Source organism: Gloeothece verrucosa PCC 7822 (assembly GCF_000147335.1).
In the GTDB taxonomy this organism is placed as follows: domain Bacteria; phylum Cyanobacteriota; class Cyanobacteriia; order Cyanobacteriales; family Microcystaceae; genus Gloeothece; species Gloeothece verrucosa.
The window spans coordinates 2,555,053-2,577,608 of sequence record NC_014501.1; the positions used below are offsets into that span (position 1 = coordinate 2,555,053).

Annotated in this window: 21 protein-coding genes; 8 read left to right on the forward strand and 13 right to left on the reverse strand. The window is 39.8% G+C overall.

All coding sequences use genetic code 11. The features are described 5' to 3' along the window. Nucleotides 1-52: 52 nt before the first annotated feature. The 5 genes from CYAN7822_RS11165 to thiL all read left to right on the forward strand — a co-directional run bounded on the left by CYAN7822_RS11165 (nucleotide 53) and on the right by thiL (nucleotide 5,408). Nucleotides 53-1,531, forward strand: coding sequence for a bifunctional metallophosphatase/5'-nucleotidase (locus CYAN7822_RS11165; RefSeq protein ID WP_013322371.1), 1,479 nt, complete (start codon nucleotides 53-55; stop codon nucleotides 1,529-1,531). 49 nt (nucleotides 1,532-1,580) lie between these two features. Then, nucleotides 1,581-2,705 carry a nucleoside hydrolase gene (locus tag CYAN7822_RS11170; protein WP_013322372.1) on the forward strand — a complete coding sequence of 375 codons (1,125 nt, stop codon included), beginning with the start codon at nucleotides 1,581-1,583 and terminating at the stop codon, nucleotides 2,703-2,705. 138 nt (nucleotides 2,706-2,843) lie between these two features. Next, a complete protein-coding gene (locus tag CYAN7822_RS11175) occupies nucleotides 2,844-3,818 on the forward strand; it encodes an aldo/keto reductase (protein ID WP_013322373.1) in 975 nt (324 codons plus the stop codon). Nucleotides 3,819-3,837: 19 nt separating this feature from the next. Continuing rightward, complete coding sequence (locus CYAN7822_RS11180; protein ID WP_013322374.1) at nucleotides 3,838-4,404, forward strand: type III secretion system chaperone; 567 nt, start codon at nucleotides 3,838-3,840, stop codon at nucleotides 4,402-4,404. A gap of 11 nt (nucleotides 4,405-4,415) precedes the next feature. Beyond that, a complete protein-coding gene (thiL, locus tag CYAN7822_RS11185) occupies nucleotides 4,416-5,408 on the forward strand; it encodes a thiamine-phosphate kinase (RefSeq protein ID WP_216701598.1) in 993 nt (330 codons plus the stop codon). A gap of 103 nt (nucleotides 5,409-5,511) precedes the next feature. Here thiL and CYAN7822_RS39415 read toward each other — a convergent pair whose 3' ends face one another. Beyond that, nucleotides 5,512-5,940 (reverse strand): TOBE domain-containing protein, encoded by a 429-nt coding sequence (locus tag CYAN7822_RS39415; RefSeq protein WP_013322376.1) that lies wholly within the window; start codon nucleotides 5,938-5,940, stop codon nucleotides 5,512-5,514. Nucleotides 5,941-6,279: 339 nt separating this feature from the next. On the opposite strand from CYAN7822_RS39415, the gene CYAN7822_RS11195 reads away from it, so the two are divergent. Next, nucleotides 6,280-8,814, forward strand: coding sequence for a glycogen/starch/alpha-glucan phosphorylase (locus CYAN7822_RS11195; protein ID WP_013322377.1), 2,535 nt, complete (start codon nucleotides 6,280-6,282; stop codon nucleotides 8,812-8,814). Nucleotides 8,815-9,100: 286 nt separating this feature from the next. Here the strand turns inward: CYAN7822_RS11195 and CYAN7822_RS11200 are convergent, their stop codons facing one another. The 5 genes from CYAN7822_RS11200 to CYAN7822_RS11220 form a co-directional block, all read right to left on the reverse strand. Beyond that, nucleotides 9,101-9,559 carry an EVE domain-containing protein gene (locus tag CYAN7822_RS11200; protein ID WP_013322379.1) on the reverse strand — a complete coding sequence of 153 codons (459 nt, stop codon included), beginning with the start codon at nucleotides 9,557-9,559 and terminating at the stop codon, nucleotides 9,101-9,103. Nucleotides 9,560-9,598: 39 nt separating this feature from the next. After that, nucleotides 9,599-10,267 carry a GerMN domain-containing protein gene (locus tag CYAN7822_RS11205; protein ID WP_013322380.1) on the reverse strand — a complete coding sequence of 223 codons (669 nt, stop codon included), beginning with the start codon at nucleotides 10,265-10,267 and terminating at the stop codon, nucleotides 9,599-9,601. 91 nt (nucleotides 10,268-10,358) lie between these two features. After that, complete coding sequence (locus tag CYAN7822_RS11210; protein ID WP_013322381.1) at nucleotides 10,359-11,231, reverse strand: LmeA family phospholipid-binding protein; 873 nt, start codon at nucleotides 11,229-11,231, stop codon at nucleotides 10,359-10,361. A gap of 286 nt (nucleotides 11,232-11,517) precedes the next feature. Continuing rightward, nucleotides 11,518-12,147: a DedA family protein gene (locus CYAN7822_RS11215; RefSeq protein ID WP_013322382.1), complete on the reverse strand. Its 630-nt coding sequence runs from the start codon at nucleotides 12,145-12,147 to the stop codon at nucleotides 11,518-11,520. Between the two features lie 127 nt (nucleotides 12,148-12,274). Next, complete coding sequence (locus tag CYAN7822_RS11220) at nucleotides 12,275-12,523, reverse strand: Ycf34 family protein (RefSeq protein WP_013322383.1); 249 nt, start codon at nucleotides 12,521-12,523, stop codon at nucleotides 12,275-12,277. Between the two features lie 112 nt (nucleotides 12,524-12,635). On the opposite strand from CYAN7822_RS11220, the gene CYAN7822_RS11225 reads away from it, so the two are divergent. Together CYAN7822_RS11225 and CYAN7822_RS11230 are read left to right on the forward strand one after the other, a co-directional pair. Beyond that, nucleotides 12,636-13,874, forward strand: a complete 1,239-nt coding sequence (locus CYAN7822_RS11225; protein ID WP_013322384.1) for a tRNA nucleotidyltransferase/poly(A) polymerase-related protein — start codon at nucleotides 12,636-12,638, stop codon at nucleotides 13,872-13,874. 6 nt (nucleotides 13,875-13,880) lie between these two features. Further along, nucleotides 13,881-14,765 carry a hypothetical protein gene (locus CYAN7822_RS11230; RefSeq protein WP_013322385.1) on the forward strand — a complete coding sequence of 295 codons (885 nt, stop codon included), beginning with the start codon at nucleotides 13,881-13,883 and terminating at the stop codon, nucleotides 14,763-14,765. Between the two features lie 34 nt (nucleotides 14,766-14,799). On the opposite strand, the gene CYAN7822_RS11235 is transcribed toward CYAN7822_RS11230, so the two are convergent. The 7 genes from CYAN7822_RS11235 to CYAN7822_RS11265 all read right to left on the reverse strand — a co-directional run bounded on the left by CYAN7822_RS11235 (nucleotide 14,800) and on the right by CYAN7822_RS11265 (nucleotide 22,541). After that, nucleotides 14,800-15,345, reverse strand: coding sequence for a pyroglutamyl-peptidase I family protein (locus tag CYAN7822_RS11235; RefSeq protein ID WP_013322386.1), 546 nt, complete (start codon nucleotides 15,343-15,345; stop codon nucleotides 14,800-14,802). Nucleotides 15,346-15,440: 95 nt separating this feature from the next. Further along, the gene (locus CYAN7822_RS11240) at nucleotides 15,441-17,468 is read right to left on the reverse strand and encodes a hypothetical protein (RefSeq protein WP_013322387.1); all 2,028 of its coding nucleotides are present in this window, start codon (nucleotides 17,466-17,468) and stop codon (nucleotides 15,441-15,443) included. 71 nt (nucleotides 17,469-17,539) lie between these two features. After that, a complete protein-coding gene (hisS, locus tag CYAN7822_RS11245; RefSeq protein ID WP_013322388.1) occupies nucleotides 17,540-18,832 on the reverse strand; it encodes a histidine--tRNA ligase in 1,293 nt (430 codons plus the stop codon). A gap of 319 nt (nucleotides 18,833-19,151) precedes the next feature. Continuing rightward, nucleotides 19,152-19,361 (reverse strand): hypothetical protein, encoded by a 210-nt coding sequence (locus CYAN7822_RS11250; RefSeq protein WP_041933211.1) that lies wholly within the window; start codon nucleotides 19,359-19,361, stop codon nucleotides 19,152-19,154. 417 nt (nucleotides 19,362-19,778) lie between these two features. Further along, a complete protein-coding gene (locus CYAN7822_RS11255; RefSeq protein ID WP_013322390.1) occupies nucleotides 19,779-20,570 on the reverse strand; it encodes a hypothetical protein in 792 nt (263 codons plus the stop codon). After that, nucleotides 20,560-21,831: a sensor histidine kinase gene (locus CYAN7822_RS11260; RefSeq protein ID WP_013322391.1), complete on the reverse strand. Its 1,272-nt coding sequence runs from the start codon at nucleotides 21,829-21,831 to the stop codon at nucleotides 20,560-20,562. Before CYAN7822_RS11260 ends, CYAN7822_RS11255 begins: the two co-directional genes overlap by 11 nt. Before the next feature lie 29 nt (nucleotides 21,832-21,860). Beyond that, the gene (locus CYAN7822_RS11265; protein WP_013322392.1) at nucleotides 21,861-22,541 is read right to left on the reverse strand and encodes a response regulator transcription factor; all 681 of its coding nucleotides are present in this window, start codon (nucleotides 22,539-22,541) and stop codon (nucleotides 21,861-21,863) included. Nucleotides 22,542-22,556: the final 15 nt, after the last annotated feature.

Genomic DNA, 22,556 nt, shown 5'->3' on the forward strand with positions numbered 1-22,556 from the left:
GGTTATTGAGAAATTTTTTTTAGGGCCAATTAACCACAAGGAGTAACAATTTATGGTCACTACAGAGCGTTGTAAAAAGTTTACGATTTTGCATTCAAATGATATGCACGGAGACTTTTTGGCCGAGGTGAAAAGTGGAGAAGGAAATCTAATTGGTGGACTCTCCATTCTCTCAGGATATATTAATAAAGTGCGGCAAGAAGAGCCAAATACCCTGTTTGTCATTTCCGGTGATATGCTCCAAGGTTCGATGATTGATACCGAATACAAAGGGCTTTCAACCATAGAAATTATGAATTATTTAGCCCCTAATGTGGTGACTCTAGGAAACCACGAATTAGATTATGGCTTTCCTCATTTACTCTTCCTAGAAAAGATGGCTAACTTCCCCATCGTCAATGCTAATTTGTATATCAAAAAATACAATAAACGCTTGATGAATCCTTATTTAATCCTCAATGTTGACGGATTTGATATTATGTTCATCGGGATTGTAACCGAAGAAGTGCTTAAGGCATTAAAACTCGATACCAGTATTGGTACATTTGTTGGTCTGGAAGATGCCGCCGCCGAAGTGGGTAAAATTTGCAATGCCTACAAAACCGAAGACATTGACCTCACCATTCTTTTAACTCATATTGGCTTTGAAGAAGATAAAAAATTAGCCGCCATGCTAGACCCAGAATGGGGAGTAGATATTATTATTGGCGGACATTCCCATACTTTTTTAGAACAACCCGAAAAAGTGAACAATATTCTGATTACCCAGGCGGGAGTAGGGACAGATCAGATTGGACGTTTCGACATAGTAGTCGATGACGATACTAACAGTATTGTTGAATGGAAGTGGGAACTTCTTCCAGTAGATAAAAATTTGGCTGAACCCGACACTGATCTGGAAAATTTTATTAATACCTTCAAAGAACAGGTAGATCGCAAATATAATCGCATTATTACTCGATTAGTGCGCCAACTCACCCATCCCAGACGTGAAATCGAAACCGAATTAGGCAATTTAATTACTGATGTCTTTGCCGAACAATTGGCACCGGATATCGTATTGATAGGTAGTGGTTCAATTCGGGGAACCGAAATGGGACCTGTAGTTACCTTGGCTGATCTCAAAAAAGTTTACCCCTATGACGGCGCTCTTTATAAAGTTATCGTGACTGGGGCACAACTGAAGAAGGTCTTTAGTTATATTATGAGACCAGAAAACCGACGACCCGGTGAAGGGAATTGTTTCCAAATTAACCAAGGAATCCAGGCAATTTACAACGATGCTGAGAAAAAGCTTGAATCTTTGACAATTAAGGGTAATCCTGTGGAAGATGATGCTCACTATAGCCTTGCTTTGCAGGAATATCATTACCAAAATTCAGTGGTTAGTCTAAGCTTAACTCCTGAAGAATTAACCCAATTCGGTGAAAAGAAAGTCCTGACAACATCGGCTCAGAATGTCCTAGAAGAATACTTAGTTGCTCATCAGCTTCTTGATCGTCAAATCGAAGGACGATTGATTTACAAATAAGGCTCAATCTTGGTGTTGAAAACAGTGTAAATTTATCCCTATAATCAGCATGAAAAAACTAATCGTTTCTTGTTTGGCAATCATTCTGTCCCTGTTGGTTGCGGTTTTCCCGGCCAGTGCCAAGAACAATTCCTCCCAAAACAAATTAATTCACTCTCCGACTGGGAAGGGTGTTAACCAATTGGTAGCCAGTGCTTCGGGAGGCCGTACACCTCTAATTTTTGATGATGATGGCAGCCAAGATGGTATGACCGCCTTAAGTTATCTTTTAGCCAATCCTAAATTTGACATCAAAGCCATTACCCTCTGTCAAGGTATTGCCGATCCTGCCACTTTTGTCGGCAATTTTGAGCGGATGCTAGGACGCTTAGGAGTCAGCACCGATATTCCTTTGGGTATTGGCCGGTCTGAAGCTTTATCCGGACACAATACTTATCCCCAATTCATCCGTGACGGAGCCGTTACTTTTTGGTCTCCTTTTGTCAAATTACCCGAAACCGCTCCCACTTATAAAACCAAACCAGCCGCCAAACTGATAGTTGAGACCATCAAAAAATCTCCCGAACCTGTCACTATCTTGGCAACCGGCTCATTAACCAATATTGCCGAAGCACTGCGACTCGATCCGGGCATTATTAAAAACATCTCCGTCATCGAAATTATGGGCGGTTCAGTGTATCTACCCGGTAATCTCGGCGTTGTGCCGGAGCCTCCTTTTTCTACTAATAAAGTGGCTGAGTTTAACATCTGGGTTGACCCTGTAGCGGCTCAAGAAGTCTTTAAAGCAGGAGAAAAAGGCTTAAAAATTCAGTTGACTCCCCTCGATGCTACCCATGAAATCTCCTTTTCCAGAGAAGATCAACAAGCTTGGTTAGCAACAAAAACCCCCGAAAGTGAAATGGCTGCTGAATTTTTAGACTTTGCCTTAACCGTTATTCAAAGCGGCAATGACCCTAACCCGGTTTGGGATTTAGTAGCGGCTATCAATCTCGCTGAACCCAACTTTTCCCCCGAAACACCTCTGCACTTAGAAGTAGATACTAAGACAGCCCCCGGCGAAAACCAAGGGCAAACTTATGTTGTGCCTAATGCGCCGCCGAATATTTATGTTTCTCTTAAGCCCAGTTTTGATAATTTATCCTTCAAAGCGGGTGAGCTTTTTTCCTCGTTATAAAAATAACTCATTTGAGTTTTGAGTAAAAGGGTGCGTTACGACGGATTTTTAGATGATTGTTATCTAACAAAGATTGTCGCCGTCTAACACGCCCTACTTAAGTAAGTAATAATAAACTATAAAATATAAAGTTAAAAGATGAGCGAAAAATTAACCCTTCCCCTCATGGGTTGCGGAACCTGGGCCTGGGGAAATCAGCTACTTTGGGGCTACGATCCCAGTATAGATAGTCAATTACAAGAAGTCTTTAACTACTGTGTGGCTAATGGTGTTACCCTCTTTGATACCGGTGACTCCTACGGAACCGGCAAACTCTCCGGCAGAAGCGAATCCCTTTTAGGACAATTTTCTCGCAACTATGCAGGAGCTAATCGAGAAAATATCTGTATTGCTACTAAACTAGCCGCCTACCCCTGGAGATTAACTCGTCAGTCTATGATAGCCGCTTGTCAAGCTTCCGCTCAACGACTCGGTAAACCCGTCGATTTGGTGCAAATGCACTGGTCAACCGCCAATTATGCACCTTGGCAAGAAGGGGCACTTTTAAACGGTTTAGCAGATCTTTATACACAAGGACAAGTTAAAGGAGTAGGACTGTCTAATTATGGACCGAAGCGGCTCAAAAAAGTCTATCAAAAATTTGTTGAGCGTGGCGTTCCCATACTCACCCTACAAGTACAATACTCCTTACTCTCCACCTATCCGGTGACCGAATTAGGACTCAAGCAAGTCTGCGATGAACTGGGAATAACACTCATTGCTTATAGTCCTCTCGGGTTGGGACTCCTCACCGGCAAATATTGCGAAAAAGGACCTCTACCCAAAGGAATAAGAGGTTTACTCTTTAAGAGGTTATTGCCGGGCATTCGTCCTCTACTACAATGCTTGCAAGCAGTAGCGCAATATCGAGGTAAAACTCTCTCCCAAGTTGCCCTCAATTGGTGTATCTGTAAAGGAACTATACCCATACCCGGTGCAAAAAGCCTCACACAGGCCCAAGATAATCTCGGTGCTTTAGGGTGGCGACTCAGTGATGGGGAAATGACAGAACTTGATCGCACTGCTGCTAATCTAGATAGAAAAATGGTACAAAATATTTTTCAAACCCGTTAATAACGAGCAAAAAATTCCCATGACTCCAGAAGAGATTACGACAATTCTCATTGATAAGTTTGGTGAGCCGCTTGTGGAACATCCCAGCGAGGATACTTGGCAAGTGGATACCCCTGAATTTCGCCTTTTAGTAATTATCACCTCGGATTACTCAGGAATACGGCTACTCCTTCCTATTTGTCCGGCTTCTCAAGCTCAACCTTATCTTGAGCAATTGTTAGAGGCCAATTTTTCTTCCTCTCAATTGGCTTATTATGGATTGCATCAAGAAGTGCTTTGGGGCGTTTTTTCCCATCCCTTAGCCTCTTTAACTGCCCAAGATTTTAAAAATGCGCTCTCTGAATTAATTCGGTTAAATGAAGAAGGTCTTTCCCAAGGGTTTAATCTATTTATTGAAAAGCAAATTCGTTTGATTGTTAGGGCCGCTAAACAGCAAGGACAAAGTTTACAGGCGACTTTACAGAGTTTAAATCGTCTTTATGCAGAAGGAATGCTAGGAGGGTTATCTCAAGCACCTCAAGAACGGGAGCAATTTTTAGCCGCTTGGAAATATCAGTTAGAGCGGCTTTGGGATGAGGAAAGTTAGCTATGAGTCTGTTGGGTAAGCAAGTTAAAGATGTTGGAGAACAGGGACTTTTAAATATTGTTAAAAGTTTTTGTCCGGCGGAAATTATTGGGGATGATGCGGCAGTCTTGGGGGTTGCTGAGGGTCATTCTTTGGTAATAACCACTGATGTGTTGGTGGATGGTGTCCATTTTAGTGATGTCACCACTTCTAGTGAGGATGTGGGATGGCGTGCTGTGGCCGCTAATTTATCAGATTTAGCCGCTATGGGGGCAACTCCTTTGGGTATTACAGTGGGGTTGGCTTTACCGGCAGAAGTACAAGTGAACTGGGTTCGGGGGTTGTATCAGGGAATGAGAGACTGTTTACAGCAGTATCAAACGGTGATTCTTGGGGGTGATGTCTGTCGTTCTTCTGTGGTTACGGTGAGTATTACGGCTTTAGGACAAGTGTTACCGCAACGGGTGATCCGTCGTGGTGCGGCTCAAAAAGGCGATGCCATCGTGGTTACGGGTTATCATGGTTGCTCCCGAGCCGGGTTAGAATTATTGCTACATCCGGAAAAAGGAGAACATTTACCGATAGACGCGGTTAAAAGGTTGATTCAAGCTCATCAGCGCCCGTTACCCCGCTTAGATGTTCTCGAGTTATTATGGGAATTTAGCGGTCCTACTCCGGTGGCGGGGATGGATAGTAGTGATGGGTTAGCTGATGCTATAGTACAGATTTGTCGTTTTAGCGGCGTTGGGGCACGTTTAGCCTCTGAGAAAATTCCTCTCTCGCCAGATTTGAAACTTTTGGGTTCTTTTGAGGAGATGTTAGAGTGGGTGTTGTATGGCGGGGAGGATTTTGAGTTGGTGTTATGTCTTCCTTATGAGTTAGCTTTGCCTTTGGTTAAACAGTTGGGCAAAGGTGCGGCGATTATCGGAGAGATTATTGAGGAGAAAAAAATTGAGTTGGTTGATTCCCGAGGAGTTTACCCCACTCGTTTGTTGAGTTTATCTGAAGGATTTCAACATTTTTAAAGGCAAGCGGCAAAAAGGTTAAAGGCACAGCCTCTTTAAAATCCATCAAAAATTAGCTTTAAAGAAACTATGCCGCTAAAAAAAGAGATTTTACTGAATATTGCTAGGCTACAGCTACCATTACATCACTAGACTTAATGACCGCATAAGCTTCTTGACCTTCTTTTAATCCTAGACTCTTAACAGAATCAATGGTAATAATCGAAGTGACTTCAACGCCTGGGGCTATTTCAATGACAACTTCTGCATTGACTGAACCCTCGATAACTTTTTTAACAGTTCCTTTAAGCGCGTTGCGGGCACTAACTTTCATGATTTGATTCTCCAATTTTTGCCTTACTAATTCTCTAACATCTAGTGACAATGCTGCATCCTCCTTGTCATAGAAAGCCAACATTTGTCCTAGACTCCGCAAAAAGTCTCTAAGCACCTCCGTTTTTGAACGCTGAACTTGCTGGCAGTATTGCTCTAGAATTTCCCGTTCTGCCGTTGATGACTGAAATGTAATCCAACCTTGCTGTTTCCTTGGCATAATAATATACCAACTTAGTTGGTAATCTGGTGTATAATTTGTCTTTAATACCAATTATCAGCTTTTTCCTAGAAAAGTAAAAAGAAAACAAATCTGATAAAAAAAGTAAGGAGTTAGGAAAAAAGGTCGTTGACTAGCGTTTTTAAGCTCTTTTCTCCTTTCGTTAGCCTTAGCCTGATGTTTGGGCGGCAATGTTGCTCATCAAAGTAGTCAACAAAGGTTGCAAAAGTTATTATAAGATTAAGAAATTAAAGAAAAATTTAAAATTTAGCTAGATATGAGTAACATCATGTTTTTTAGACTATCGTAAAAAAAAAGATCCATAAACCCAGAAAAATCATGAATCCACCGCTCAATCAAATGCTGCAATCCCAAATTCAAATCGAGGATGATCGTACCGGATTAAGCATTGAAACCCTCAGACGGGCAATAGCCGATAATTTATTTTACATCCAAGGCAAATTTCCGGCGATAGCTACAAAACATGATTATTATATGGCTTTAGCTTACACAGTACGAGATCGCCTACTGCACCGATGGCTCAATACTCTTGAAGTATATCTAAAGCAAGATGTAAAATTAGTCTGCTATCTTTCGGCAGAATATTTAGTTGGGCCTCACTTAGTTAATAATTTAATTAACTTAGGAATTTATGAGCAAATTCGCCAAGCAGTAGAAGAGTCTGGACTGAATTTACAACAATTAATTAATACAGAAGAAGAACCCGGGTTAGGGAATGGAGGATTAGGGCGTTTAGCTTCTTGTTATATGGATTCTTTGGCTAGTTTAGAAATTCCTGCGATTGGATATGGTATCCGCTACGAATTTGGAATTTTTGATCAAGAAATCAAAGATGGTTGGCAAGTTGAAATCACCGATAAATGGTTACAAGATGGGAACCCTTGGGAAATTGCTCGTCCGGAAGCGGCTGTTTCGGTTAAATTTGGTGGACATACCGAATCTTATTTAGATGATCAGGGTAACTATCGAGTGCGTTGGCTACCTGAATATATTGTTAAAGGTATTCCCTATGATACGCCTATTCTAGGTTATAAAGTTAATACCGCTAATAGTATGCGGCTTTGGACCTCAGAAGCTTGTGAATCTTTTGATTTTCAACGCTTTAATGTGGGCGACTATTACGGCGCAGTAGATAGAAAAGTCTTTTCGGAAAATTTGACTAAAGTTCTTTATCCTAATGATGAACCGATCAAAGGCAAAGAACTCCGTTTACAGCAGCAATATTTTTTTGTATCTTGTTCTCTACAAGATATGATTAGAATTCATTTAAATGAAGGAAATACCTTAGATAATTTCGCTGAAAAATTTGCCGTTCAACTCAATGATACTCATCCTTCTATTGGCGTGGCGGAATTGATGCGCTTGTTAATCGATGTGCATTATTACCCTTGGGAAAAAGCTTGGGAGATTACGGAAAAAACCTTTGGTTTTACTAACCATACTCTTTTACCTGAAGCTTTAGAAAGATGGCCTTTAGGTCTTTTTGGTCATCTTCTCCCCCGACATCTAGAAATTATTTACGAAATTAATAAACGTTTCCTCGATCAAGTGCGGCTGAAATATCCTGGCAATAATGAGAAGTTATCTAGTTTGTCTTTGATTGATGAAAGAGGTGATAAATATGTCCGCATGGCCCATTTAGCTTGTGTCGGTTCTCATAAAATTAATGGGGTAGCACAATTACATTCTGAACTGCTGAAAAAAACTCTGTTAAAAGATTTTTATGAACTCTTGCCCGAAAAATTTACCAATGTTACTAATGGGGTAACCCCTCGCCGTTGGATGGTGGTGAGTAACCCGGAATTGTCGCAATTAATTAGCTCTAAAATAGGCGAAAATTGGATTAAAAATTTGGATGAGTTAAGAAAGTTAGAGGGGTTTATAGATGATGGCGGTTTTCGTCAACAATGGCGCGAGGTTAAACGGAAAGTTAAGCAAGATTTAGCGCAATATATTCACGATAAATTAGGTATAATTGTTTCTCCCGATTCTTTGTTTGATGTTCAGGTTAAACGTCTTCATGAGTATAAGCGTCAACATTTAAATGTGTTACATATTATCACGCTTTATAACCGCATCAAACAAAATCCGAATTTAGATATTACCCCTAGGACGTTTATTTTTGGCGGAAAAGCCGCCCCCGGATATCATCAGGCTAAGTTGATTATTAAATTGATTAACTCGGTGGGTGATATCGTCAATCATGATCCTGAAATCGGGGAGCGATTAAAAGTAGTATTTTTGCCGGATTATAATGTTACCTTGGGTCAACGAGTTTATCCAGCCGCCGATTTATCGGAGCAAATTTCTACGGCGGGTAAGGAAGCATCGGGCACAGGAAACATGAAATTTTCCCTAAATGGGGCTTTAACTATCGGAACTTTTGATGGTGCTAATATCGAAATTCGTGAAGAAGTTGGGGAAGAAAATTTCTTTTTGTTTGGCTTAAAAACTGAAGAGATTGATCAGTTACGCGCGCAGGGATACAATCCGCAGGATTATTACAATTCTAATCCTGAACTTAAAGCGGCGATTGATTTAATTAATTCTGGATTTTTCTCTCATGGAGATGGTGGATTATTCCAACTTTTAATTAATTCTCTACTGTATTTGGATCATTATCTGCTGTTTGCTGACTATCAATCTTATTTAGACTGTCAAGAAAGAGTCTCTCAGGCATATAAAGATCAGGAACATTGGACAAGGATGTCTATTCTCAATACAGCGCGGATGGGGAAATTTTCCTCAGATCGTTCTATTCGAGAATACTGTGACAAAATTTGGAACACGTCGCCGGTTCCTATTCAAATGAAGGATTATGTTCAAGCTGATGGCCTGTTGAAAGTGCATTAATAGGTAATTTAGCCCGCGTAGGTTTGCTCTGTCTGTGAGACACTACCCTGCGCGGGTTAGTAATTAGAGCATTTCCGTTTTTTGGGGCAAGATCCAAGCCAAAATTGGCGATAAAACCGCACAGGCGACGGTTATTACGGCAATCACTAATAAACCATCACTTAAATTTGTTGTCATGTTGTCACCCTCCAGGTTAACAAGTGTGGGTGTTTGTTGCTGAAGCTTATATTCTTATTATATCAATTTTTATATCGAGTTTTTCTCATCTACGTTGCAAAAAGTAACATTATTGTTGAGCAATTTGCAATATTTGATCAGCAACTTTTTTGGCAACAGGCATCACAGATAAGCGATTTCCTCGGCGAATAAGTAACAATTCTTCCTGATGAAACATTTGCTTAAGAGTGGTCAAAGAAATCATTTCAGGAAATACCTTAACAAACTCCACAATAACCGTTTGCCATCGAGGAGACTCTAAGCAAGACTGTGCATCATAATAAGGACTTTGAGAATCAAACTGAGTCGGATCAATAACATCACTTTCTACCACTTGCATCAGTCCAACTATGCCAGGAGGCGTGACATTAGAGTGATAAAAAAAACATAAATCTCCGGGTTGCATTTGCCGCAAAAAGTTTCTCGCTTGATAATTACGTACCCCATCCCAGATGGTTTTACCCTCTTTTTTGAGGTCGGTAATACTATAGACATTCGGTTCTGATTTCATTAACCAGTAATTGGTCATAAATATAGAGAAAAATGACTAATAACTAATAACTAATGACTAAAGTTGAAAATTTTCTATAAATAGTTGTTGAGTCATAGGCTGATCTACCATTAACCCCTGTCCTTCTCCCAACAGTTCTAAAGGTTTTCCCCCTACTGAAATCCAAACAGGAATTTTAGGATCAAAGCTAGTTGCTGTATAGATCACTTGAGCTAAACGTCCTATCATTTCTGCTGAACCCCCATCAGCGTTGAATTCTTCAGAAAGGTCAACATGAACCCCTTTTTTATCGACTTTTAAGCCTAATAGCTTGGTTCCTTCGGGAATGGTTGTCGTGTAGTTAGGGTCATTCGGTCCGGCTAATAACTCTTTAAACGCCTCGGTTAAAAGTTGATTTTTATCGTTGGATTTTTGCTGCGAAACCGGCATCGGTTGTAATTTGGTTTCGGTTGGGGTAAGTTTGAGCCAATAAACGGCCACTGAGTGTTGTTGAGGTTTGGCAGTCTTTTGCTGTAGCTGTTTTTGAGTGGAGAGGTGGGATTCCACAACCGCAGGTTTAACCGGTTTATATGTATTAGTCGCGATCGGGGTATTGGGGTTAGAGGTGGAAGAGGTGAGTTTATTGATGGTAACCCAAGCGAAAGTCCCTCCTGTTACCACTAAAGCTAAACCGACTGCGGCTAGTGACGCAAAAGATAAATTATGGCTATCGCGTAGATTTTTCATAAGTCCTTCCTCCATGTGGCCCTTTACTATAGACTTATCACACTCAGAAAACTGTTCCGCGCCTGGCGGCAAATTGCTATCAGAGCAATTATTAGGGGACTCTGCTGGCACCCCTAGTTTCTTTGGGATTTACACGAATAAAAGTGGCTATAGTGATTTCGGAGTCTGTGATATTCAGTTGTAGAATTCTAGCTAAAATATTTTCTTTTTTTTCTAGTCTACCAAGGTCTAATTGCTGGTTCAACCCCTCCACAAACCCACTGAGTAATCTTGTGGAAAGTTTTCGTCCATTAAGGCTTCCTGTCAGGTCAGTGATTTGTAGGGTGCGTCCTGAAATGACATTTAATCCGGCTTCTAAAACTAAATCTAGAGCCGGATTTGCCGCCGGTTGATTTGAACTTCCTCCTTGAAGGGCAGGGTCTTCATTTTCAGGATTGGCTTTTTGGAGTTTAATCTCGGTTCGGATACGATTATTGTCTAAAAACTCTAGATGAACATTGCTTAGAGCAAATTGAAGTTGTACATCATCTTGATTGGGAACTAAACGATTGACTAATTTTTGTAACTGGGATTTAATTTTAGGAGACTCGAGAGCCTGATTAATATCGGTTTCATTAATAATGAGTTTGATCGCCAATTGAGCGGGTTGACGCAGAGCTTCTACAAAGGCATCTTTACCCCCTTTCCTAAAGCGCTGTAAACTAACATCGAGAGCATCGGTTTCTAACTCGATGGCTTCAATTCTCACACCCTCTATGGGATAAACCCCACGACTAGCAATGCGAACTCGGTCAATTTTTCCGCCTAAAATTTGAGTGGTAGGGACATTATCAATACGCACCGCTAATTGTTCTACATCTTTTAAGGAAGCGCGTATTCTATTGGCAACAACTTGATCTAACACTAATCCTGCCGGAGAAAGACCTGTCAGTACGGCAGCTAAAATTATTGCTAACCATTCCATGATTTCAGTTAAATAGGTGAATATAATTTGTTTTAAATTACCTTTACTATATCAGGAAACTTTCGTCTAATAGCCAAGCCGCTTTAATTAGCCGCGAGAGTATATAAATGTTTAGGCGCATTGAAAAAGTCAACCCCTTCAGATGAGTGAATCAAGGGGCGAAGATAAAAGTTTTTTAGATTATGATTAACTTAGTTTTGTCCAGGTACTTATCAGCTACTGATTCCAACAAAAAAGGAGGATAATGTAGATTCCCCCTTAACCAGAGTTTATCAAAAACGACTGATTATTCTTCTACTTTTAACTTAGGTTTGCGCGATTCCCACCAGAGAGCAATAATAATCCCAACTAAGACCACCAATAAAGTTAAAAAGCCAAATTCGGCGATCAGATGGACTACTTGCGCTAAAGGAATAATTCGTCCTAAGAAAAAGGATAACGTGATAATCGTAACTGCCCAAAGTGCCGCTCCTGCGAAATTACACAATAAGAAATGGGAATAACGCATTTGAGCTATTCCGGCCATGGGCCCGGCAAAAATTCTTAACAGAGTAACGAAGCGACCCAAAAAGACAGCACTAGCGGCATTCTTACTAAACTGCCGTCGGGCTTCTTCTAATTGTTTTTCTGAAATTTTAAAGAATTTTCCTATACGCAGTAACAAGGGCCAGCCGCCTGTTCTACCTATCCAATAACCAAAGTTATCGCCCAGGACTGCCCCGGCGATGGTACTGGCTAACACTATCCAATAGTTAAGTTCCCCGCTACCGGCGAGAAACCCGCCAACGATAGTGATAGTCTCTCCCGGGAGAGGTATTCCTGTATTTTCTAAGGCAATGCCAATAAATACAGCCCAATAACCGTATTGACTAGCAATTTCCTGAAGGTTGTCAAGTGATAGAAGCTCTACAGACATTTAGCCTAAGCTTTACAAAGATTTACGTTCTATCTTAATCTTGACGCGAAAAGAGTAAAAGTGTCAATTGCTTATTCGTCATTAGTGGTTAGTGGTTAGTCATTGTCTACTGCCTAATGACGCTTAACTAAGTTGGGACGGCTTCACCCGGACGAAGTTTAGCCCATTTGCCGGTTTCTCGCAGGAAACTCTGACAACCCACTACATCCCATTCCATTTCGATATAATCTTGTTTTGGACGAATATTAACGTTAATGCTGGGTTCAGTCGGTTCAAAGTCGGGATTTTCGGTTAAGTGGGGTTGTTGATGTTGGGTTTCTACTGCGTTGTAGGTTATGCAACGATCAACAAAATAGCAGTTTACACAAATACACATAGCCCTAGTCTCAATCGTGCCTTTTTGTTAATCTAGCTTAGACTCAACGAAGATGGCTAATATCAAAGTGTAGAGTTTTGTTACAGTATTGACGAATTTTGACTTTTTTACTATGTCTTGGCAAAATCGCTTATCTTGCCTGTTAACCCATGAATTACCTTTTAATCTAGATTTACTACCACCTCATGCCTGTTTAGTGGGTGGAGCGGTTAGAGATGCCTTATTAAACCGACAGCGAGACTATCTCGACTTAGATTTTGTGGTTCCCCAGTTGGCGGTAGAAACAGCACGTGAAATTGCCAAGACTTGTCATGCGGGTTTTGTGATTTTGGATCAGCAGCGACAAATTGCTAGAATCGTTTTTACTGATGCTACTGTCGACTTTGCTCTCCAAGAAGGTGAAACGGTAGAATCTGACCTCCATAGACGAGACTTTACCATTAATGCCATCGCTTATAACCCTCATACCTCAGAATTAATCGATCCTCTTAATGGTTTAAAAGATTTAGAACAAGGCATCCTGAGAATGGTATCTCAGTCAAATTTAGAAGATGATCCTCTTCGTTTATTAAGAGCTTATCGTCAAGCGGCTCAACTTCATTTAACCATTGAACCTACTACTCGTTCAACCATAGCCCTTTTAGCTCCTTTGTTAAGTCAGGTTGCCGCAGAAAGGGTACAAACGGAATTAGGGTATTTATTGAGTCATCCTCAAGGGACTTATTGGTTAATAGAAGCTTGGAAAGATGGAATACTCCAACCCTGGTTAAAAAATATTACTTCTGAAAAAGTTCAGTTACTCACTCAAATTGAACCGTCTGCCCAAGCCTTACAAAAACATTTTAATCGACAGTTCGACCGTAACCAAGATTTAATCTTAGCCAAATTAACTTGTCTAGTTTCTGGTGACTCACAAGTAGCAGAATTAGAATTAATGGACTTAAAATATTCTCGCGCTGAAATTCGCACTGTTACCACTGCCTTAAAGTATCTTCCCGAACTTCAACAAACTCCTCACCTAATGAGTCTAAGGGAACAGTATTTTTTCTTTTTGCACTGTGGCAAGGTTTTTCCTATTATTGCTATCTTAGCTATGGCTCACGGAGTTGAACAAAAAAGCCTTTTTCCTATCATTAAACGTTATTTAGATCCTTCAGATCCAGTAGCCCATCCTCAATGCTTAGTGACAGGTAACGATCTAATGCGGGATCTTAACCTTAATCCTAGTCCTCTGATTGGCCAACTTTTAACTGAAATTCAAATTGCTCAAATCGAACAAAAAATTGGTACAGTAGATGAAGCTCTAAATTTTGCTCAAGATTTAGCCAATTCTCGCCAAGATAAATTTTAAAATATCATGAAAATCTGGAGATCATTTTTAATCATTGGCTTAGTTAACATTTCTCTTTTGGGACTAGCTCAATTAACCATTGCTAATACTGATATAAAAATTGAAGGAGATAGTCCCTTTACTGCTCAAGAACTCAATTCTGGAGCCATTAAAGTTGTTGTTACTTATAACCCGTTAAATAATAATTCTGAATCAGCCGATCCTAAAAATTTTTTCTATCAAATTTATTACCAGGATCAAAAAAAAGTAGAAGCCAGTGATTTTACTCAGTTTACTGGCGAAGTGTATTTAAAAGATTTAGATAATAATGGAGTTGATGAAGTCGTTGTTAGAGTCTTTACTGGTGGGGCACATTGTTGTACAAATACTATTATTTATACTTGGCAAGAGCCGAATTTTATTAAAACAGAAACCGATTTAATGGATGGTAGCGGCGGGACTTTTGAAGACCTTAACGGAGATGGAAAATTAGAATTTTTATCTTACGATAATTCATTTCTTTATAAATTTAGTTCTTATGCGGGTTCTTTTCCTCCTACTCTAATTTATAGTTTTCAAAATGGACATTTTCAAACGGTAACTCGAAAGTATCCTAAAAAGTTGAGAGAAACGCTTCAAGAAATGTACAAAGCTATTCGAGAAGGACAAAAAAAGAATTATGAAATTAATGGGATTTTAGCGGGTTATGTCGCCCAAAAAATTCTTTTAGGAGAGTATGAAGAAGGCTGGCAATTTATGTTAGCTAATTATGATCGAATTTCGGATTGGGGATTAGTGAGGTATGATAGTAATGGCAAAGTGATTGATAAATATGTTGATTATCCCACAGCTTTGAAGGCTTTTTTAATTGAGGAAAAATATTTAGATCAAGATGGAAAACCTTTATTTTAAGTAGTAATCCCTGCACAAGTTGCGGGGAATTTTTTTAGTGCGGAACGAGTTCCGCACCCCACTCTTGAACAGGTACTTTGTCAACAATAAGCTGAAAATCTGAGAGAATTTGGGAGCTATGGGTGGTATTAATTACAGGAACATGAACAAATAAACAGGGAGTTTTAAGATGATTTTGTTTTAAATGTTGCAGGACTTGATAATATAATCCTTCACAGACAAATTTACCCGCATTATGACTAATAGCAGTATGGGATAACTGAGAAATTAAAGAAGGTAAGTCAATCAAAGTTTCTAGCTGAGAATTTGAGTTAGTGGCGTTAGATTCTAGCGTTAATTGATAACGAGATTCTGCCATTCCACAACAAATTATTAAATCTGGGCTTAAGTTTTTAATTGCTGTGATCGCTCTTTCACTCGCTCTTACTATATCGACCGGCAGTTGTCGTAAAAAAGTAATATCTCTATCTGTGACAATTTTTTTTTCTTTTTGCCAAATTACTAATAAGTCATCTGAGGCGTTAGAAGACTGATGAGGTAGCCAAGTTTCAAAAGAGGTGAACAGTATCTTTTTAGTCATGGGAACTAATCAAGGCTTTGATTTAATTATAGCGGCTCATGGATATATTTCCCCTTCTCTTGTAGGAAAAGAGGTTAGGGGGTTAAGTCTTTATTTTACTTAACTTTGCCGGCTAAAGAACTCAAGCGTTCCATAAAACGCTCTTTGACTTCTAATGATTGAACATCCGGCTCAACGGGGACAGATATTTGTGAGTCTTTTTTAACTTCCTCTACCTGAACTAATTCTGTTGAGTTAGGGCGAGGTTTATAAATTTGCGGTAATTGAGGAATCTTAGCTTTTGAACTATCAAGGGTGCGAGTAATTTTTGGCGGTAAAATTTGTCCCTGTGATGGCTGACAGGATTTATTGAACCTTTCCATTTTACTTGGTTGAGGTAAATCAATATTCAGAGGAGAGCTAAGGATTTCCTCATCTAATAACAAATCAAAGGCAAAAGAATATTTGTCTTTAGTGTCTGATAAAGTAATAGTATAATTGACAGGATTGGCAATAGTATCAACTACATCTGTCATAATTGTCACAGCTTGACGATCTAGTTCGATTCCTGTTTCAGTTTCTAAAATTACTTCTGCAATTAAAAATTTGTTCTCCCATTCTGGCGGAATCTCTAACGCATAGCTGAAGATAAAAGGAAAGGTTTCTTCTACTACTGATTCCTCAAAATAGACGATAACTTGCTCTGTCTCAGGGTCAAGGAGTTCATAACGCAAATTACCTTGAAATATTGAGAGGGTTTTATCCTCTAATTTTGCTGCTTCAACGGTTCCAGAAATGAGGATCGGTTCTCCTTCACTTCTGGAAAACTGATCTTGATTTAAAATCAGTTTGACAATTCCTTCTTGTTCAATACAGTGAGCATCAGACCAAGTTACCTCTTCCTTCATTAACTTCTCTTCTCTAAAGAATGAGGGAGTATGTCTCTCTTCTGTTTCTAACTCAGAAGTTGAGGAACTTATATTGATAGAGAAGGTTAATTTTTCCTCGTTTTCTAATACAGGGGTTGAGGGATTTAGATTTTCCTCGCTTTCTAACACATAGGTTGAAGGAATTATATTTATAGAGGGACTTAGATTTTCCTCGTTTTCTAATACAGGGGTTGAGGGATTTAGATTTTCCTCGCTTTCTAACACAGAGGTTGAGAAATTTATATTTATAGAGGGAGTTAGATTTTCCTCGTTTTCTAATACAGGGGTTGAGGGAGTTATATTTTCCTCGCTTTCTAACACAGAGGTTGAGAAATTTATATTTATAGAGGGAGTTAGATTTTCCTCGTTTTCTAATACAGGGGTTGAGGGAGTTATATTTTCCTCGCTTTCTAACACAGAGGTTGAAGGAATTATATTTATAGAGGGACTTAGATTTTCCTCGTTTTCTAACACAGAGGTTGAGGGAGTTAGATTTTCCTTGTTTTCTAACACAGAGGTTGAGGGAGAAGTTAAGAGTCTGTTCGTCGGTTCGGTCTCTTGCTGACAAAGGTTGAGATAATTTTCATCCATCGGAGTTAGAGATGCTCCTCCTGCCAATAGGGAGGTAGGAAAATCTAGAGAGACATGAGTAGGATTTGTGGTGGCAGGGGGTATAACCTGAGTTTCAGACGAGAATAAAACCGGCTCAATTTTTTGCCGCAATAACTGCTCTAATTTTTGTAAATAATAGGTAGCCTGATCTTGATGGGTGATTTGTTCAAATTCCGGCTCGGTTTGAGTCTTAGGATTGATGAGCGAGGAAGCTTGATGGGTTGGCGGCCAATTTACAGGAGGGATCTGTGGTTGTTTAACTTTAGCCGCTACCTGCAATTGAATTTGCTTTTGCCAACCTCGCCCTAATAATTCTGACAGTACATCACAAGAACAGCGTAACTCCCAAATACCGGCTTCAAGGTAGGTAAAAGGGAGTATCATCATTAGTCCTTGTGCGTTGGTGCGACGCGAACAACTCTCAATGCGAGAGCGATGGCCATCCTCAGACTGGTGAGTAATGCGAATTTCCACCGCAAAATTGGGTTTACTCCCATGAGCCACAATTCGGTATCGTCCTTCAACGAGTGGCGGGGTTGATTGATTGATCGGAGTCCAGAGGCGATCGCCTTCTTTTTGAATGAGAAATTGCCAACGTTCCATCTAAAACCTCACGGGAGAACGGAAACCGCGAGCCGATAGGCTCCATCTCTATAGAGCGGGGTGCTGAGTAATCAGTGGCCCCTTGATTGTTTATGTCTGTCTAGAGACTGTTTAAGTTCCGGTAACTGAGTGAGTAATTCCTCCTGGGTAAGGGTTTGCTGTTCTTTGGTCATCATCCATTTAAGTTGAACGGTTTGATTAGCCGCTTCTTCATCTCCCAGAATCAGAGTGGCGGCGGCACCGCTACGGTCTGCTCGTTTAAATTGTTTCCCGAAAGCGCTCCCACTGAGGTCTAATTCCACCGTTAACCCGGCATGGCGTAGTTTTTGGGCTAGAATTAACCCTTGTGATTCGGCTGTTTCGCCTCGGGAAACGATATAAAAATCTAGGTTAAAATTAGGTGCTTGCTGTAGCTGTTGCAGGAGTAAGATCAGGCGTTCCATGCCAATGGCCCATCCGACGGCGGGAGTTTCAGGTCCGCCTAATTCGGCCACTAATCCATCATAGCGACCACCGCCACAGACGGTGGCTTGTGCCCCAAGCTCATCGGATTGAATTTCAAAAGCGGTGTGGGTATAGTAATCTAGACCTCGCACTAAGCAGGGATTGATTTGATAGGGAATAGCTAGGTCTGTTAATAATTGCTGAACTTGTTCAAAGTGGCGTTTAGACTCTGTTCCTAAGTAATCAATAATACTGGGGGCCCCGCTACAAATTGCCCGAGTTTGTTCATCTTTACTATCTAAAATCCGTAAAGGATTGCGTTCTAAACGTTCTTGAGAATCTGGGTCTAATTGCGGCTTATAGGGAGTTAAATAATTGACTAAAGCCTGTCGATAGTTTTGCCGGTCTTCTCGGTTGCCTACAGAATTTAGGTCTAACTTGAGATTTTTTAAGCCTAGAGCCTGTAGAATGTCGGTAGCTAAGGCGATTACTTCCACATCTGCCCGATAATCCGCACTGCCTAATAACTCTACCCCGATTTGATGAAATTGTCTCTGACGGCCGGCCTGAGGGCGTTCATAACGAAACATCGGGCCTTTGTACCAAAGCCGTTGAACGCCTCCGCTTGCATAAAGGTTATGTTCAATCAAACAACGAACTACCCCGGCAGTTCCTTCAGGACGTAAGGTTATAGAACGATCACCCCTATCCTTAAAGGTATACATTTCTTTTCCGACTACATCTGTCGCTTCTCCTATCCCCCTTTCAAACAGAGAGGTTTGCTCAAAAATTGGAGTGCGAATTTCTTGATAAAGTGCCCGACTTAAAATTTGTGCAGCAACGCTTTCCACTTGCTGCCAATAGCTCACTTCTTGGGGTAATATGTCCCGTGTTCCTCGTAGTGCTTGAATTGCGCCCATGAGAGATTATCTTTAATAGACCTCAAAGATTTAGGATAGCTTGAGTTAACCCACCGATCAATGACCGGCGATTTTAAACGGTTGTGGGGAGACGGACAGCTAAGTTTATTGGTGTCCCACTCCTGAGCAGATTTTTAATATTCTTTAAAGATTGTTTGTAAGCGATTTTACCGAGTTTTTTACTTTTTACTGATAGACTTTGAAAAAGTTTAGTTAATAAACTTGATTTAAAACTTTTTTTAAGTTCATTAAGCAGGCAAAACAGGTCTATTTTCCTCTATTAAATAGATTAGTATTATCAAGAGATTGTTAGTTTTAACTAATGGATATTATTTTTTAAATTTGGATGCTCATGATTTTTATGACTAGGGGCGATGGTTAAAGCTTGCTTACTAACATACCAGGCGGTGGCAAAAGACAGGGGTAACCCGAACACAATGGTCAAAAAAATTGCTACCACTCTTTCGGCTAATTCTTTAGATAAATAAATTTTAATACTTAAATTAAAATCTGTGTTATTTGATGACATTATTCGATGCTGACTAGACTGTCGCCTTTCATTGTGAATCCTCATAAATATATTCCCCAACCAGTATTAAGTAGACTAAGGAAAAAAAGTAAAAAACTTGATAATGAGTCGCTAAAAATTTTGGCTAATTTCAAGTTATAATGGAAAAATTTCTCAATTTACCAAGCGGTTAGTTGTTTACCACAATCCTCTTGTCTCTCGTTTGACTCTCTAGACTGTCACTACAGTACAAAGGCGGAACAAAACGTCTCTACTTTAACGTCTCTACTTTAAGGATAAAGAGTAATCGTTGATTTTTCTTCCTAGAGAGGTAGAGATGGTTCTACCTGATACTTGAGAAAGTAATAAAACTTAATAAGACCCTGTCGTTTAAGGGTTGGGTTTAAAATCGAAGCCACAAGGCTTCAGCGAAGATCACTAAATTTTTTTCCAATAGAAAGTTACGGCAAAAGCGATCACGAAAGGACAGAACATCAATAAACTCCACTTGAAAATTGGAAAAAATAAAACTAGCCAATTTGAAGAAAAATAATTAAGAGATACTGATGATATGGCTCCCACAGCATCAATATCTGCGCCTCCCCATCCGATCCATTGTCTTTCATTCCAAATGCCACTATGCTGTCCTTGGAAAGGATCATCGGTTAAGCGGACATAAGCAAAAAAATCATCAGATTTCCAGCCAAACTGATCTATATCTAGTCCGGATTCTTCTTGATTAGTTTTTCCGACAAAATACCAATTAACTCCATCTTTACTAATTTCGACCATAACCGTTTCCGTTGTTTCTCCAGCTTCAAAAATCCATAAATCGAACTTATTATCACCACTAGCCGTTAGTAAATTATCTTTAAACTGTAAGGTAATACTCCCGCCAATTCCCAAAGAGACATCATTCCGTTTATTTAAAGGCAAAAAAGGATGTTTATCATCAGTAGAATTAGGAATTTTTAGAGCCGTTTTAGGATTATTAAAAGGTGCGGCTACATTAGGTAAGCCCTCTTGGTTAAAATAAATTATGGGTTGGTAAGTAACCACTTCATCAGCAAAAGAGATAACCCCACTAGGGAACTTAATCCCATAAAAAACGGTGGTAATTTCCGCAATAGCGTTTTGAATTAAAATTACCGGCAAAATCAATAAAACAATAATAATAATTAAAATAGCTATTTGTTTTAAATCGGCTATTTTTACGCTCTTAAGTGCCATAGTAAATCGGTAATTGAACTTTAAAACAACTTCCCACACCCACCTCGCTACTGACAGTAATTTTTCCTCCATGACGTTGTGCAATTGCCGCCACTATAGAAAGCCCTAATCCGCTTCCTCCTTCTCGACGGGTACGAGCTTTATCGGCTCTCCAAAAGCGATTGAATATAAACGGCAATTCCTCTGGAGCAATGCCAATCCCTGTATCTTGAACGCTAACATAGCAAAGGCGATTTTGTTTAGTTAAAGAAAGAGTCACTTGACCTTTTGGCGGCGTATATTGAATGGCATTTTGTAATAGATTAGAAAATAAACGACTCAGTTGACTTGGATCGCCCATGACAGATACAGTGGTTAAAGCTTCATAGTTAAGTTTAACTTCTTTATCTTCAGCCAATGGCTCTAATAAATCAATTAAGTTTTCTAAAATTTGATTAAGAGAAATCGATTGCCAGGGATTCTCAACAAGGGCAATTTCCCCATCTGTTCGCGCTAAAAAGAGCAAATCTTGGGTTAAGCGAGTCATGTGTTCTGTGGCCTTGGCAATAGCGGCTAATTTTTTAACATCTTTAGGATGTATGCGCTCAGGATGGTTGAGCATGACTTCGATGGAGGTAGAAATAGCTGTTAAAGGATTTCTTAATTCATGAGAAGCATCGGCTGTAAACTGTTTGAGGTTTTGATAAGTTTCCTCTACGGGTGTTGTGGCTTTTTTTGTCAGCCAAAATCCTCCCACCCCACTTAAAATTAAGCTGAATAATATGCCAGTGGTTAATTGGGATAGCAGTTGATTTTGAACGGTTGTAATATTCTCTGTGGTTTGTGACACACGAATATAACCATCTGGAGTTGATGGGTCGGAAATTTTTTCATGATTAAAGACCGCAAGAGTGTAAAATCTAATGGGCAAAGATTTGCGGTCAAGATTAATCACCTTTAATCTGTGTTCAGTTTGAGGAGGAAAAGAGAGCGTAAACCCTCCTTTACTGGCAATCATTTGTTTGTCTTCGTCAAACCATTCTATACTTTGTTCTTCTGAAAGTTCATATTTTTTCAAATAATCATTGCCTTTGGTTTCTACTTCAGAAAAATCGGCTGCCGCCGTTTGGGCAATTAATTTTAATTTGTCATCGAGTTGTTGAGATTGTTGGAAAAGACCATAGGTAAAACGAATGGATACCCATAAACTAAAAAAACTTAAAATTGCTGCCATTACCGAGAGGTAAGAAGCAAGAAGACGAAAGCGCAAACCTTGAAACATTGCACTACATTACATTGAGATTAATTGTTTTATTCGGGCTTTTCTTTTAAGCGATAGCCCAATCCATAGACGGTTTCAATAACATCTGAAGGTGCCCCACATGCCTCTAATTTCTGCCGTAAACTTCTGATATGAGCCTTGACGGTTGCTTCTTCTGGAAGACGCTCAAATGGCCAAAGATGCTCTAAAAGTTGAGAGCGGCTAAATACCCGACGCTCATGACGTAAAAAAAATTCTAACAATTTGTACTCCTTTGGACTAAGAGGTATTTCTTCATGTTGATAGTAAACTCGACAACTACTCGGATCTAAACGTATATTTCCCCACTCTAACACTGGCGGTAAGCTAGGATTCCCTCGACGCATTAGAGCGCGAACCCTAGCGGATAACTCTTGTAGCGCAAAAGGCTTCACTAAATAATCATCAGCACCTGCATCTAGCCCTAAAACGCGATCAGTGACAGTATCTCGAGCCGTAATCATCAGAATAGGTGTTTGGCAACCCCGAGAACGAAATTTTCGACACAAACTAATTCCGTCTATTTTCGGTAACATGACATCGAGTAAAATGAGGTCATATTCAAAAACATCCACTAATTCCCAGGCTTCTTGACCATCATAAGCCACTTCTACTAAATAATGTTGATCGCTGAGGTCTTCCTCAATGGCTTCAGCAATACTGACATCGTCTTCTACCAATAAAATCTTCATATTCTTTCCTTTGTT